The organism is Neorhizobium huautlense (assembly GCF_030811685.1).
In the GTDB taxonomy this organism is placed as follows: domain Bacteria; phylum Pseudomonadota; class Alphaproteobacteria; order Rhizobiales; family Rhizobiaceae; genus Neorhizobium; species Neorhizobium huautlense_A.
This window is the reverse complement of record NZ_JAUSRF010000003.1, coordinates 339,261-352,314: the sequence shown is the minus strand read 5'-3', so window position 1 is coordinate 352,314 and position 13,054 is coordinate 339,261. Positions and strand designations below refer to the sequence as shown.

The window sequence follows — 13,054 nt, the reverse complement described above, 5'->3', positions numbered from 1 at the left end:
CCAACGATCGCATGCAGCAGCAAGACAGGAATTCGTAAAATACCCAGGGAGGGAGCATGGCAGACGTTCAATTCACCGATGTCCGCAAATCGTTCGGCGCATTTCCGGTCATCAAGGGTGTGGACATCGAAATCGCCGATGGCGAATTCGTCATCCTTGTCGGGCCCTCCGGCTGCGGAAAATCCACGCTGCTGCGCATGCTGGCAGGCTTGGAAAACATTTCCGGCGGCGAGATCAGCATTGGCGGCAAGGTGGTCAACACGCTGCCGCCCAAGGAACGCGACATTGCCATGGTGTTCCAGAACTATGCGCTTTATCCGCATATGACGGTCGAGCAGAACATGGCGTTTTCGCTGATGCTCAACAAGGCACCGAAGGCGGAAGCCGACAAGCGCGTCAAATATGCCGCCGGCATTCTGGGTCTCGACAAGCTGCTGGAACGGTATCCACGCCAGCTTTCCGGCGGCCAGCGCCAGCGTGTCGCCATGGGCCGCGCCATTGTGCGCGATCCAAAGGTGTTTCTTTTCGACGAGCCGCTCTCCAACCTCGACGCCAAGCTTCGTGTCGCCATGCGCGCGGAAATCAAGGAACTGCACCAGCGGCTGAAGACCACCACGGTCTACGTCACGCACGACCAGATCGAGGCGATGACCATGGCCGACAAGATCGTCGTCATGCATGACGGCATTGTCGAGCAGGTCGGCAGCCCGCTGGACCTTTACGACCAGCCGGCCAACCTTTTTGTCGCCGGTTTCATCGGCTCGCCGGCCATGAACATGATCAAGGGAAAACTCGATCCGCAGGATCGCAGCCGTTTCATCGCCACTGACGGCACCATTCTGCCGGTCGCCAATGCCCCGGCAGAAGCCGTTGGCCGCGATCTCGTTTACGGCCTGCGTCCTGAATATATTTCGCTCGACGCCGACGGCATGCCCGTCGAGATCGTCGTGATCGAACCGACCGGTTATGAAACGCATCTGATGGTGCGGCTCGGCGGCATCGACGCCAATTGCGTTTTTCGCGAGCGCGTCAGCGCAAAGCCGGGCGAAGACCTGCGCGTCTCGATCGACGCCGCTAAAGTTCATCTCTTCGACGCAGAGGGCGGCAAGAGACTGACCGACTGATACCGCGCGGATGGCAACAGGCAGGAAGAGGAGCCTTCCCGTTTCATCATCCCCGTCGGCGCATTCTGCAAAACGAGAATGCAATGGCCGCCATTCACCAAGCGGGAGAGTGAATGCCGGGGAGCCTTTCCCGCATTTTGGAGGAGGAATATCATGACGATCAGAAGACGTGACTTTCTCGCAGCAACCGCCGCCACCGCCGGTGTCGCCGGTCTTGGCATCCGCCCCACATTTGCGCAGGCCGAACCGGCCTACAAACCGGAGAGCGGTGCAACCCTTCGGCTCTTGCGCTGGACGCCGTTTGTGAAGGGCGATGAAGACGCCTGGCTTGCCAATACCAAAAAGTTCACCGAGGCGACCGGCGTCGAAGTCCGTGTCGACAAGGAAAGCTGGGAGGATATCCGCCCCAAGGCCGCCGTTGCCGCCAATGTCGGCTCCGGGCCAGACCTCGTGATGTGCTGGTTCGACGATGCCCACCAGTATCCGGACAAGCTGGTGGATCTGACTGAACTCGCCAATTATCTCGGCGGCAAATACGGTGGCTGGTATGACGGCATGCGCGGTTACGCCGCTCGTGGCGACCAGTTCATTGCCATGCCGCTCGCCGCCATCGGCAATGCCGTGGTTTACCGCGACAGCCATATGAAGGCCGCGGGATTCAGCGAATTCCCGAAGGATACGGCCGGCTTCCTGGAACTGTGCAAGGCGATGAAGGCCAAGGGCACGCCGGCCGGCTTCCCGCACGGCAAGGCCGTCGGTGACGGCAACAACTATGCGCATTGGCTGCTTTGGAGCCACGGCGCGCAGATGGTGGATGCCGAGGGTAAGGTGACGATCAACAGCCCGGAAACGCTGGCCGCGATCAACTACGCCAAGGAGCTTTACGCTACCTTCATTCCGGGCACGGAAAGCTGGCAGGACGTCAACAACAACCGCGCCTTCCTCGCCGGACAGGTGTCGCTGATCGCCAACGGCGTTTCGGTCTATTACACCGCCAAGGGCGACCCGAAACTGGCGGAAATTGCTGCCGACATCCGCACCACCAATTTCCCGATCGGCCCGGTCGGCAAGAGCGTGGAACTGCACCAGACGAGTTCGCTGCTGCTGTTCAAGCACACCAAATACCCGGAGGCGGCCAAGGCCTATATCAAGTTCATGATGGAAGCCGACCAGATGAATGCGTGGCTGACCGGCTCCAGTGCCTATTGCTGCCAGGCACTCAAATCTTTCGCGTCCAACCCGATCTGGACCGCCGACCCGATCCACGCGCCCTATTCGCGTGCGTCCGAAACCCTGCGCCCGAACGGTTATGCCGGCCCGCTCGGTTACGCCTCGGCCGCCACCATGGCGGATTACGTTCTGGTCGACATGTTTGCTGCCGCCGTCACCGGCCAGCGTTCGCCGGAAGACGCCATGAAGGAGGCCGAACGCCGGGCCAACCGTTATTACCGCGTCTGACCTGACCACATGACGTCACGCGGCACGCCGAAACCTCCAAAGGTCGGCGTGTCGCCATCGCTGATCTGGAGGCCCTATCAGGAGGTTTGTCATGGCGACGGTGATTACCAAGGAAACGCGGGGGCCATTCACCTCGCTCTTGCAGAACAACAATGTGCTCGGCGCCCTGTTCATGCTGCCGGCGGCGATCTTTCTTTTGTGCTTTCTCACCTACCCGCTGGGATTAGGCGTCTGGCTCGGTTTCACCGATACCCGCATCGGCCGCGACGGCATTTTCATCGGGCTGGAAAACTACCAGTTCCTGATGGAAGACGACGTGTTCTGGCTGTCGGTGTTCAACACCGTGCTTTACACCTTTGTCGCCTCGGTGCTGAAATTTGCGCTCGGCCTCTGGCTGGCGCTGCTTTTGAACCAGCATCTGCCGTTCAAATCCTTCTTCCGCGCCATCATCCTCCTGCCCTGGGTGGTGCCGACCGTGCTGTCTGCGCTCGCTTTCTGGTGGATCTATGACGCACAGTTTTCGATCATCTCATGGTCGCTGATGCAGATGGGCATGATCGAAAGCCCGATCAACTTTCTCGGCGATGCCACCAATGCCCGCATCTCGGTGATCCTGGCCAATGTCTGGCGCGGCATCCCCTTCGTGGCGATCTCGCTGCTTGCCGGGTTGCAGACCATTCCCGCCTCGTTGCAGGAGGCTGCCTCACTCGATGGCGCCAGCGGATGGCAACGCTTTCGCTATGTCACCCTGCCGATGCTCACCCCGATCATCGCCGTGGTCATGACCTTTTCGGTGCTGTTCACCTTCACCGATTTCCAGCTCATCTACGTGCTGACCAAGGGCGGCCCGGTCAATGCCACACATCTGATGGCGACCTTGTCCTTCCAGCGCGGCATTCCCGGCGGCCAGCTGGGCGAAGGTGCAGCGATCGCCGTTGCCATGGTGCCCTTCCTGCTCGCCGCCATCATGTTCAGCTTCTTTGGCCTGCAACGCCGCAAATGGCAGCAGGGCGGACAGGATTGAGGGGGATAGACCGATGAACACGCAAACCACGACTACTCGCCCGACTGATACCGTCCTGACCGACAATGCCGAGGGTATGAGCTATCTCAACCGTCTGCCGCGCCGCGTCGTGACGCTCTACCTGCCGATGGCGGTCTTCACCTTCGTACTGCTGTTCCCGTTCTACTGGATGGCGATCACCGCGGTGAAACCCAACGACCAGCTGACCGACTACAACAATTACAGCCCGTTCTGGGTGGTCGGCGCCACGCTCGACCATATCAAATACCTGTTCTTCGAGACCTCCTATCCGGGCTGGCTATGGAACACGATGCTGGTGGCGGTCGGCTCCACGGCGCTGTCGCTGGTCGCCTCGGTGCTCGGCGCCTATGCGATCGAGCGCATCCGTTTCACCGGTTCGCGGCAGGTCGGACTGGTGATCTTCCTCGCCTACCTGATCCCGCCGTCGATCCTGTTCATTCCGCTCGCCTTCATCGTTTTCAAGCTGGGCATCTATGACAGCCGTCTGGCGCTGATCTTTACCTACCCCACTTTTCTCATCCCGTTCTGCACCTGGCTGCTGATGGGTTATTTCCGCTCGATCCCGTTCGAACTGGAGGAAAGCGCGCTGGTGGATGGCGCAAGCCGCTGGCAGATCCTCGTCAAGATCATCCTGCCGCTAGCAGTGCCGGGCCTGATTTCGGCCGGTATCTTTGCCTTCACGCTGTCGTGGAACGAATTCATCTACGCGCTCACATTCATCCAGTCCTCGGAGAACAAGACGATCCCGGTCGGTGTCTTGACCGAACTGGTGCGCGGCGATGTGTTTGAATGGGGATCCCTGATGGCCGGCGCGCTGTTCGGCTCGCTGCCGGTGGTGATCCTCTATTCCTTCTTCGTCGATTATTACGTGTCGTCGATGACCGGAGCGGTGAAGGAATAGGAGCAAGCACAAGCCGGGCGGTCGTCATGCCAACGTGAAGGCCGCCCGAAATGCTTCCAATGCGGCAACCGGATCACCCTTGGCAAAACTCTCCAGCGCTACCGGGCCGCGATACCCCATCTCGGCAAGTGCCCGGGCAATGCCGGAATAATTGATCTCGCCGGTTCCCGGCTCATACCGCCCCGGCACATCGGCCACCTGGACTTCGCCAATGAAGGCCAGGCAGGTGCGGCAGGTTTCGATCAGGTTCCCCTCGCCGATCTGCACATGATAAAGATCGAGATTGAGCCGCAGGCTTGGATGATTGACGCTTTCGACCAGTGCCAGCGTATCCTCCGCCCGACCAAAAGGCGTGCCGGGATGATCAACGGGCAGATTGAGATTTTCCAGCGTGTAAACGACGCCTTCCTCCGCCGCCATGTCGGCGATGCGTGCCAGCGTGTCGCGGGCTTTCAGCCACATGCGCCCGGTCGTGATTTCGCTCGGGGAACAGGCAAGCCCCCTTCGCCAAGACCGGTGCCATGCAGATTAAGCCGTGCGACGCCGAGCCGCTTGCCGACCTGTGCTGTCTCCCGCGCAGAACTTAACAATTCATCGGCACTTCCGTCATCGGCCAGACGGCCCGTCAGATAGCCGTTCATGATGGAAACCGGCTGTTCCTCGGCAAGCTCATGGTGCGCGAGAGCGCGTGACCACGCCCGGCCGCCACGCGATGGCGACAGCCGGGCAATCGAAAAGTGATTTCAGTCGCAATTCAATGCGCATACCAAGGCGTGGGTGCATACCCTTCGACCACGGCCGACATGCGCCCATCGCTGTGCTGGCGTTTGCGCACCAGCACACCCATGACCCGAGCCGCGGTCGAAAACGTCATCTCGTCCAAGGGACCTTCGCCTTGCCATGGTTTTGTCAGTTGTTCCGTCACGCCGCCAACGACATTGGCCGGCACGACATCCGTGCAGCCGCGCAGCGCGACAAACACGTCGGATATGGGGACAGAATCGGAACCGACGGCCAGAGCCGGCTCCGGATCGCCGATCTGCCAGTCTTCGTATGCTTCAAGTGAGTCGCGAAAATACTGCTGCAGGGTGATCGGCGCGTGACCATTTTCAAGCGCGGGAAGGATATGAGCCATCAGCTTTCTCCGTTTCTGCGTTGTGGGGGCAAGTCGACCAGTCCAGTCGTTTTACACGCCAATTGCCTTATCGTGAAGCCCCCGACCAAAGGCATGGCTCACGTCACGATACCCGGCTGGCGCTCAATGGTTTATGCGGTCAGCGAAAACATTCGCTGTGTCAGCCATTTACCGCAATAACGCTTCCGCTTGGCGCTTATCAGATGCCGGGGGGAAATTTTCCGGGCGTCGGGCAGCGAAATTCCATCCCCAAAAGATGGTGCGGCGCAACAATACATTTCCATAGATCGGCATGGATCATAGAAAGACTGATTTATTTTACAAATACCGGCGCATTTTCATTGAATGTACAGCAATGCGACTGTAACTTTTGCATCGATCACACCAACCAGGGAGATGAAAAATGATTGTTCGCACCGAAAAAACGCACGCTCTTTCCATCATTAACCTTGGCTGGTCCACCCTCCGTTGCTGCCAATCCGATTTTTGGCGAATGCAAAACGCATTCGACGCCAATCATTCAGAAGAGCAATCGGTTTTAGGCCCGGATGGGCAGGGTGAGCATCATGAACAGACAAGTCATTGAACACGCCGGAGTTCCTGTCGGCATTGCCGTTCAGCAGGGTGGCGATTATCGCTTCATCGCGGTGAAATTTCAGGTCATCGATCTTGACGAGCGCCGTTTCAACAGCCTGCTTGACCTCAGGACTGCGATCCGCGACCATGTCGCTCAAAACAGGGGCGCATTGGCAGCATGACCGATATCGATTTCGAAACGTCGCGGCGACCGAACGGCCACCGCAGCTTCCTGAAAGACAATAGCGGCAGCAACCGTTCCAAAGCGCCGTTGCTTCGCCGGTTGTTCTGCCTCAGTTCTCTGGTGCTGATCGGTTTCGGTGGCGCACTGCTGGTCGCCGGAGCACTTTGCAGGAGTGCATCGACGCTTCCCGAATGGATCGGGGCTGCCTTGCTGACCGCAGGCATGGTGGTGATGATTTTCGTGACGGGACGCACCGCAAAAACCACGAACAATCGTCGGCTTTAGCCCCTATCCTTCCGCGGTGGCTGCTCATCTTCATCACGGAATTTCGTCTCGTATGGCATGGTCATAATAGCCGTGGCGGCTGCCGCGGCTCCGAACAGCAATACGAGCGGAAACACGACCAGAAACGCCGGCAGGACCGGGTTCGATGCGCGCCCCAGCAAGCCCATCAGGCCACCGACATCCAGCAGGATGAGGGCCGCGCCAACAACAAGGCCGATCGTCATTCCGCCAAGCGCATTGAGCGCCATGAAGCGCAACATGTCACGGTGATCACGCCGCGCCGCCTCCGGGCTCATGCGCGGTTTGCGGTCGTTATGCAGACATGTCTGGTGCCCGCGCTGTCGATCCGCCCACCTCTTCAGAGGTCCGAGCGGATCGAAAAACCTTGCCATCTGAACGATCGGTACAAGCATCACGTCTCCTCCGCAGCCTGTCGATCGTCGATGTATATCAGATCTCGAAGAAGTTCTCGAACGATTCCGGGAAACTCTTGCGCGCCACCCGTTCGTCGATCCTGAGCATGGTCTGGTAGGAAAGCGGATCGAAATCCTTGTCCGCGGCCACGACTTCGCGACCCAGAAGAAGGTTGAGACGTGCGGCATCGAGATTGCCGCGCTCAAAGGGTTCGGCACCGAAGTGGTGCCACAGCGCATGCAGAAACGCCCCGTCGACGCGATGTTCGGCCATGCCGGGGCGTTTGCGCCGAGGGATTTCCTTCAGCGGCGTCACACCCTTGGGGTTGGCGCGGCGGATGGTGAACTGGATCCCCGTGCTTGGCATCCCGCCCGGAAAACCGCGATGTTTGGTCATTTCGGGCAGGTTTGCCATCGTCTTGATCCTTAAGTGTTTGCGACCTTGTCGGCCGTCTTGGTGTCGAAATCGGAAGCGTCGTGACGCTCGCGCAGCTGTTCGGACGGCTCACCGGATGTCCGGTTGACCATGCGCCCACGCTTCACGGCGGGACGCGCGAAAATCTCCGCCGTCCAACGTTGCAGGTGCTTGTAACCTTGAACTTCGAGAAAGTCACCGGCATCGCCATAGGCTTGGCCGAGCGCGAGGTTGCCATACCACGGCCAGATCGCCATGTCCGCAATCGTGTATTCGCTTCCGGCCATGAACTGGTTGTCGGCAAGGTGACGATCGAGCACATCGAGCTGGCGTTTGGTTTCCATCGCATAGCGGTCGATCGCATATTTGATCTTGATCGGCGCATAGGCATAAAAATGGCCGAAACCGCCACCGACGAACGGCGCAGAGCCCATCTGCCAGAACAGCCAGTTCATGGTTTCCGCGCGGGCACGCAGATCGGTCGGCAGGAAGGCGCCGAATTTTTCCGCTAGATAGATGAGGATGGAAGCGGATTCGAACACACGGATCGGCTCGCCACCACCCTTCGGGGCACGATCAAGAAGGGCCGGAATCTTTGAATTCGGATTGATTCCGACAAAGCCCGAGCCGAATTGGTCGCCCTGACCGATATTGATCAGCCAAGCATCATATTCGGCGTCCCTATGACCGGCTGCCAGCAGTTCCTCCAGCATGATAGTGACCTTGACGCCATTCGGCGTGCCGAGCGAATGAAGCTGCAGCGGATGTTTGCCGACCGGCAGTTCCTTGTCATGCGTAGGCCCGGCGATCGGGCGGTTGATATTGGCGAACTGACCGCCATTGCCCTTTTCCCAGGTCCAGACTTTTGGCGGCTCATAACCTGCGGGAAAATTGTCGGCGGAAGATTTTTCGGTCATCAAAACGGTCCTTTGCCTGGATAGCAGTTGGCGGATGAAAAACGCTGAAACCGCTATATAGGCAATCGGCCGCGTGGATGCACAGGTCAGACACCTGATCCACCGACAAAAATTGGAAATTTATTCCGTCACCGGCCCCATCAGGCCAATTCGACATCGCCTTCATGTGCGCTCGACAAGGTGCCGCCGGCCTGATGTACACGATGAGAGGCGGCAAGCCCGATATGCACGTTACCGGGTTTGCGCGCCGTTCCCTTCACCACATTCCATATTGCGCATGCAAAAGCGTGCGCTCGATGCCGCGCAATTCGGCCAACCCTTTCAGGCGACCGATGGCCGGATAGCCGGGCTGCGCGCCACGCGTCACGTCATCCAGAATTTCCTGACCATGGTCGGGACGCATCGGAATTTCGTGATCCTCCCGGCCCTCGTCACGGCGGCGTTTTTCTTCCTTCAGGAGAGCTGCGATGACCGCAACCATATCCGTCCCGCCTTCCAGATGTTCATCCTCGAAGAAAGAGCAAGGCAGGCTGTCTTCATCGCGTGTGACATTGCGCAGATGGACGAAGTGGATACGCGAGGCGAACCGGTTGGCAATTGCCGGAAGATCGTTGTCGGCACGCGCACCGAGAGAGCCGGAGCACAGTGTCATGCCGTTTGCTCGGCTATAGACCGTGTCGAGAATATAGGCGTAATCGGCCTCCGTGGAGAGAATGCGCGGAAGGCCGAGCAGCGGCCACGGCGGATCATCCGGATGGGCGCAGATGTTGATGCCGACCTGTTCGGCCACCGGCACGACCTCGCTCAGGAAATCGATCAGATTGGCCTGCAGTTTCTGCGCCGTGATGCCTTGATAGGTCCGCAGTTTTTCCAGCAACTGCTCGAGCGTATAACCATCCGCGGAACCCGGCAGGCCGGCACCGATATTGCGCCCGAGTGCTGCGATTTTCGCGTCGTTCATTTCGGAGAAACGTCGGGCCGCTGCATCCTGCAGGGCTTCCGGGTAATCGGATGCCGCATCCGGCCGTCTCAGGATGTTGATGTCGAAGGCAACGAAATCGGTCAGATCGAAACGCATGGCCCGCGCCGCATGGCGGGTTTCCCAGCGCAGGTCGGTGCGTGTCCAGTCCAGCACCGGCATGAAATTGTAGCAGACCGTGCGAATGCCGCTCGCCGACAGGCGGCGCAGGGTCTCTTTCCAGTTGTCGACATGCGTGCGCCAGTCACCGGTCTGGGTCTTGACGCTTTCTGAAACCGGCACGCTTTCCACCACATCCCAGAACAGGCCGCCGGCCTTGATCTCGGCATGGCGTTTGGCGATCTCCTCCACCGGCCAGACATCGCCGGTCGAAATGTGATGCAGCGCGCTGACAATGCCTTTTGCACCCGCCTGCGCCGCATCCTGCACGGTCACCTTATCGACCGGCCCGAACCATCGCCATGTATGTCTCATGCGTCTTGTCCCTTGATATTCATTTCAAAAATTGATGCAGTGAGAAGCCCGCGCCCTCCTCCGGCGCGGGCATGATCGATCAGCGGATCAGGCCCATCTCGGTCGGCAACCACAATGTGATGGCCGGGATGAAGGTGATCAGCACCAGCGCGATCAGCAGCGGCACAAGCCAGGGCAGGATCGCCATGGTCGTGCGTTCCACCGATAGTTTGGCAACGCGCGATAGGACGAACAACACCATGCCAAGCGGCGGGTGCAAAAGACCGATCATCAGATTCAGTGTCATGATCAGGCCGAAGTGAACCGGATCTATGTCAAACTGAAGCACGATCGGCAGCAGGATCGGCACGAGAATGGTGATTGCCGCGATCGTATCGAGGAAGCAGCCGACGAACAGCATCAGCAGATTGACGAGGATCAGAAAGATCCATTTGCTGTCCGTCAGACTTGTAATGGCAGTAGAGAGCAGCTGTGCCGTCTGGCTGACCGTCAGCAACCACGCGAAGACCGAGGCGGCAGCGACGATGAACAGCACGGATGCCGTGGTTTCGATCGTGTCGAAGGTCGCCTTGGCAAGTGTCTTGAACGTCATCGTGCGATACCGCACGAGTCCGAGGAAAAGCGACCAGAGCACGGCGGCAACCGCCGCTTCCGTCGGCGTGAACCAGCCCATGGTCATGCCGCCGATCAGGATGACCGGGGTCATCAGCGCCATGACGGCGGAGAAATCAAAGTACCAGTCGCAGGCGATCAGTACCGTGAGAGCGATCAGGATGGCCCAGTTGAGCGACAGACCGACAAGCGTCAGCAGATAGATGCCGAGCGGCACGGCCATGACAATCAGCACTTCCAGCGAAGCGCCGAAAAGGTTGCGCAGGCTGAACGGCGTGTCCGAACCCCATTGTTTCACATAGGCGAAGATCGCGACGGTCAGCATCATCAGCACGGTCATGACAACGCCCGGCACGATGCCGGCCATGAACAGTGCGCCGATTGAGACGTTTGCCATCATGCCGTAGATGACGAAGGGCAGTGATGGCGGAAAGATGGGCCCGAGCGTTGCGGACGCGGCCGTGACGCCGACAGCGGCCTCGACCGGATAACCATGATCCTTCATGGCCTTGATCTCGATCGTGCCGATGCCGGCGGCGTCCGCCAGCGCCGTGCCGGACATGCCGGAAAACACCACTGAGCCGATGATATTCACCTGCGCCAGGCCACCCTTCATCCAGCCGACCAGAGCGACCGCAAAGGAGTAGATGCGGCCGGTGACGCCGGCCGTGTTCATCAGGTTGCCAGCAAGGATGAAGAAGGGCACGGCCAGCAACGGAAAACTTTCCACGCCGGCAATCAGCCGCTGTGCGGCAATGATATCGGGGGCAACGCCGTAAATGACGATGTAGAGCAGTGATGACGTTGCCATGGAAACGGCGACGGGCAGGCCGAGCACCATCAGAAGCAGAAATGAACCGATAAGAAGAAGCATGGATCAGACCTCGGCGTGCTGGAATTCTTCGGGGCGCTCAAGCACCGAATAACCACGGCGCATGTTGGCAACGAACACCTGAATGGAGCGCAGGAACATCAGCACGAACGCGGCCAGAACAGTGTAGAAGACGATGTTGCGGGGCAGCTGGACCGTCACCATTTCCTCGTCCGCAACGATTTCCATGTACCGCCACATCAGCCATGAGCCGTAGGCGAAGAAACCGATACGGATGAGATCGACGACCGTTGCCATGATGCGGGTCACATGCGCCGGCAGGTAGTGGTAAAGCACATCCACCTGGATATGGCGCGACATGCGCACGCACGCGACGGATCCCAGAAACACCACGCCGATCAGGCAGTTGACGGCAATTTCCTCGGTCCAGGCATAACTGTCGTTGAGCACATAGCGGGTGAAGAACTGCAAGAATACGCAGGCCGTCATGGCCCAGAACAGGGCGAGCGTCACCCAATCCTCAATTGCGTAGATTTTCAGATCGACGTCGGCTGGCGCTTCATCGAAAGTATGCGCAAGCTCCTCAGGCGTCACCTGAGTGTGAATTTCCGGCTGCGTTGACATGGATTTCATCCCGTTAGATGAGGGGATGGCGCGGCCCGCCAGGAGCCGCGCCGGACGCCTTTACCTGATGGCGCGGATGGCTTCCCAGTCGGATTTTTCGTAACCGAACTCTTCGAACGTCACCTTTTCCAGAACGTTCTTTTCGAAGTCGGCCTTGTCGACTTCAACGACGTTCAGGCCACGCTTCTTGAAGTCATCAACGAGAGCCTTTTCACGCTCCTCGATGATTTTCGTGGTGCGCTCGGCAGCCTGCAGCATCACCTCGGTGAAGATCTTCTTGTCTTCATCCGAAAGGCTGGCCCAGCGGCTCTTGGAAATGACCGTGTTGAGGTGGTCAACGATGTGACCGGACAGAACAATGTTCTTCTGCACTTCGAAGAATTTTTTCGCCTCGATCGTGGTCAGCGGATTTTCCTGCGCATCGACCGTGCCGTTCTGCAAAGCCAGATAGACTTCGGCGAATGCAATCGGCGTGGTGTTGGCGCCGCAGGCGCGCGGCATGGCGAGATAGGCCGGAACATCCGGCACGCGCATTTTCACGCCTTTCAGGTCGGCGCAGTTGGCGATCGGCTTGTTCGACGTCGTGTGGCGGGTGCCGTAATAGCTGACGGCCGTGATGACGTTGCCCGTCTTGTCCTCATAGCCCTTGGCAAGACGCTTGAAGACATCGCTCTTGGTATAGGCGATCAGGTGTGCCGGATCGCGGAAGATGTACGGAAAGTAAGTGACGCCGATCGGCTTGTAGTCACGCGAGGCAAAACTGGAGCCGGAAATGATCATGTCGACCGTTCCGAGCTTCAGGCCCTGGTTGATATCGGCTTCCTTGCCCAGCTGCGATGCCGGAAAGACGTCGATCTTGTAGCGATTGTCGGTGCGCTTGGCGATTTCTTCCGCCGCCCAGACCGATTCCGTGTGGAACGGTTCGGACGTCTCGTAGACATGCGCCCATTTCAGCGCCGTCTGCGCCTGCGCGGTCATGGACGACGCCACGATCACTGCCGCTGCTCCCAGCAGCGTCTTGAACCTGAATGTCATGCTCTCCTCCCGAGTTGATTTCAGATCTGCATGGATAAAAATCCG

Annotated in this window: 14 protein-coding genes and 1 pseudogene; 5 read left to right on the top strand and 10 right to left on the bottom strand. The window is 59.0% G+C overall.

Annotated elements, in window-relative coordinates; genetic code table 11:
- Positions 1–56 precede the first annotated feature (56 nt).
- The 4 genes from J2T09_RS06345 (at position 57) to J2T09_RS06330 (ending at position 4,528) form a co-directional block, all read left to right on the top strand.
- Positions 57–1,124, top strand: a complete 1,068-nt coding sequence (locus tag J2T09_RS06345) for an ABC transporter ATP-binding protein (RefSeq protein WP_306832314.1) — start codon at positions 57–59, stop codon at positions 1,122–1,124.
- Positions 1,125–1,277: 153 nt separating this feature from the next.
- Complete coding sequence (locus J2T09_RS06340; RefSeq protein WP_306832311.1) at positions 1,278–2,582, top strand: ABC transporter substrate-binding protein; 1,305 nt, start codon at positions 1,278–1,280, stop codon at positions 2,580–2,582.
- A gap of 91 nt (positions 2,583–2,673) precedes the next feature.
- A complete protein-coding gene (locus J2T09_RS06335; RefSeq protein ID WP_306832309.1) occupies positions 2,674–3,606 on the top strand; it encodes a carbohydrate ABC transporter permease in 933 nt (310 codons plus the stop codon).
- 13 nt (positions 3,607–3,619) lie between these two features.
- Entirely contained in the window at positions 3,620–4,528 is a 909-nt protein-coding gene (locus tag J2T09_RS06330) for a carbohydrate ABC transporter permease (RefSeq protein WP_306832307.1), read from the top strand.
- Positions 4,529–4,552: 24 nt separating this feature from the next.
- Here the strand turns inward: J2T09_RS06330 and J2T09_RS06325 are convergent.
- The 3 genes and pseudogenes from J2T09_RS06325 to J2T09_RS06315 form a co-directional block, all read right to left on the bottom strand.
- A pseudogene (locus J2T09_RS06325) lies at positions 4,553–5,175 on the bottom strand (TIM barrel protein); the annotation flags it as partial.
- A 107-nt stretch (positions 5,176–5,282) separates the two neighbouring features.
- A complete protein-coding gene (locus tag J2T09_RS06320; protein WP_306832305.1) occupies positions 5,283–5,663 on the bottom strand; it encodes a hypothetical protein in 381 nt (126 codons plus the stop codon).
- 443 nt (positions 5,664–6,106) lie between these two features.
- Positions 6,107–6,397 (bottom strand): hypothetical protein, encoded by a 291-nt coding sequence (locus tag J2T09_RS06315; protein ID WP_306832303.1) that lies wholly within the window; start codon positions 6,395–6,397, stop codon positions 6,107–6,109.
- Positions 6,398–6,417: 20 nt separating this feature from the next.
- On the opposite strand from J2T09_RS06315, the gene J2T09_RS06310 reads away from it, so the two are divergent.
- Positions 6,418–6,708 (top strand): hypothetical protein, encoded by a 291-nt coding sequence (locus J2T09_RS06310; RefSeq protein WP_306832301.1) that lies wholly within the window; start codon positions 6,418–6,420, stop codon positions 6,706–6,708.
- Here the strand turns inward: J2T09_RS06310 and J2T09_RS06305 are convergent.
- The 7 genes from J2T09_RS06305 to J2T09_RS06275 all read right to left on the bottom strand — a co-directional run bounded on the left by J2T09_RS06305 (position 6,705) and on the right by J2T09_RS06275 (position 13,009).
- Positions 6,705–7,121 carry a hypothetical protein gene (locus J2T09_RS06305; RefSeq protein WP_306832299.1) on the bottom strand — a complete coding sequence of 139 codons (417 nt, stop codon included), beginning with the start codon at positions 7,119–7,121 and terminating at the stop codon, positions 6,705–6,707. The genes J2T09_RS06310 and J2T09_RS06305 overlap by 4 nt on opposite strands.
- A 37-nt stretch (positions 7,122–7,158) precedes the next feature.
- Entirely contained in the window at positions 7,159–7,536 is a 378-nt protein-coding gene (locus J2T09_RS06300; protein WP_306832297.1) for a hypothetical protein, read from the bottom strand.
- Between the two features lie 11 nt (positions 7,537–7,547).
- On the bottom strand, positions 7,548–8,453 hold the full coding sequence (yghU, locus tag J2T09_RS06295; RefSeq protein ID WP_306832294.1) for a glutathione-dependent disulfide-bond oxidoreductase: 906 nt from the start codon (positions 8,451–8,453) through the stop codon (positions 7,548–7,550).
- Between the two features lie 256 nt (positions 8,454–8,709).
- Positions 8,710–9,906, bottom strand: a complete 1,197-nt coding sequence (gene uxuA, locus J2T09_RS06290) for a mannonate dehydratase (protein WP_306832292.1) — start codon at positions 9,904–9,906, stop codon at positions 8,710–8,712.
- A gap of 79 nt (positions 9,907–9,985) precedes the next feature.
- Positions 9,986–11,392 (bottom strand): TRAP transporter large permease, encoded by a 1,407-nt coding sequence (locus tag J2T09_RS06285; protein WP_306832291.1) that lies wholly within the window; start codon positions 11,390–11,392, stop codon positions 9,986–9,988.
- A gap of 3 nt (positions 11,393–11,395) precedes the next feature.
- Positions 11,396–11,974 (bottom strand): TRAP transporter small permease, encoded by a 579-nt coding sequence (locus J2T09_RS06280; RefSeq protein WP_373458385.1) that lies wholly within the window; start codon positions 11,972–11,974, stop codon positions 11,396–11,398.
- Between the two features lie 60 nt (positions 11,975–12,034).
- Positions 12,035–13,009 carry a sialic acid TRAP transporter substrate-binding protein SiaP gene (locus J2T09_RS06275; protein ID WP_306832287.1) on the bottom strand — a complete coding sequence of 325 codons (975 nt, stop codon included), beginning with the start codon at positions 13,007–13,009 and terminating at the stop codon, positions 12,035–12,037.
- Between the last annotated feature and the right edge of the window lie 45 nt (positions 13,010–13,054).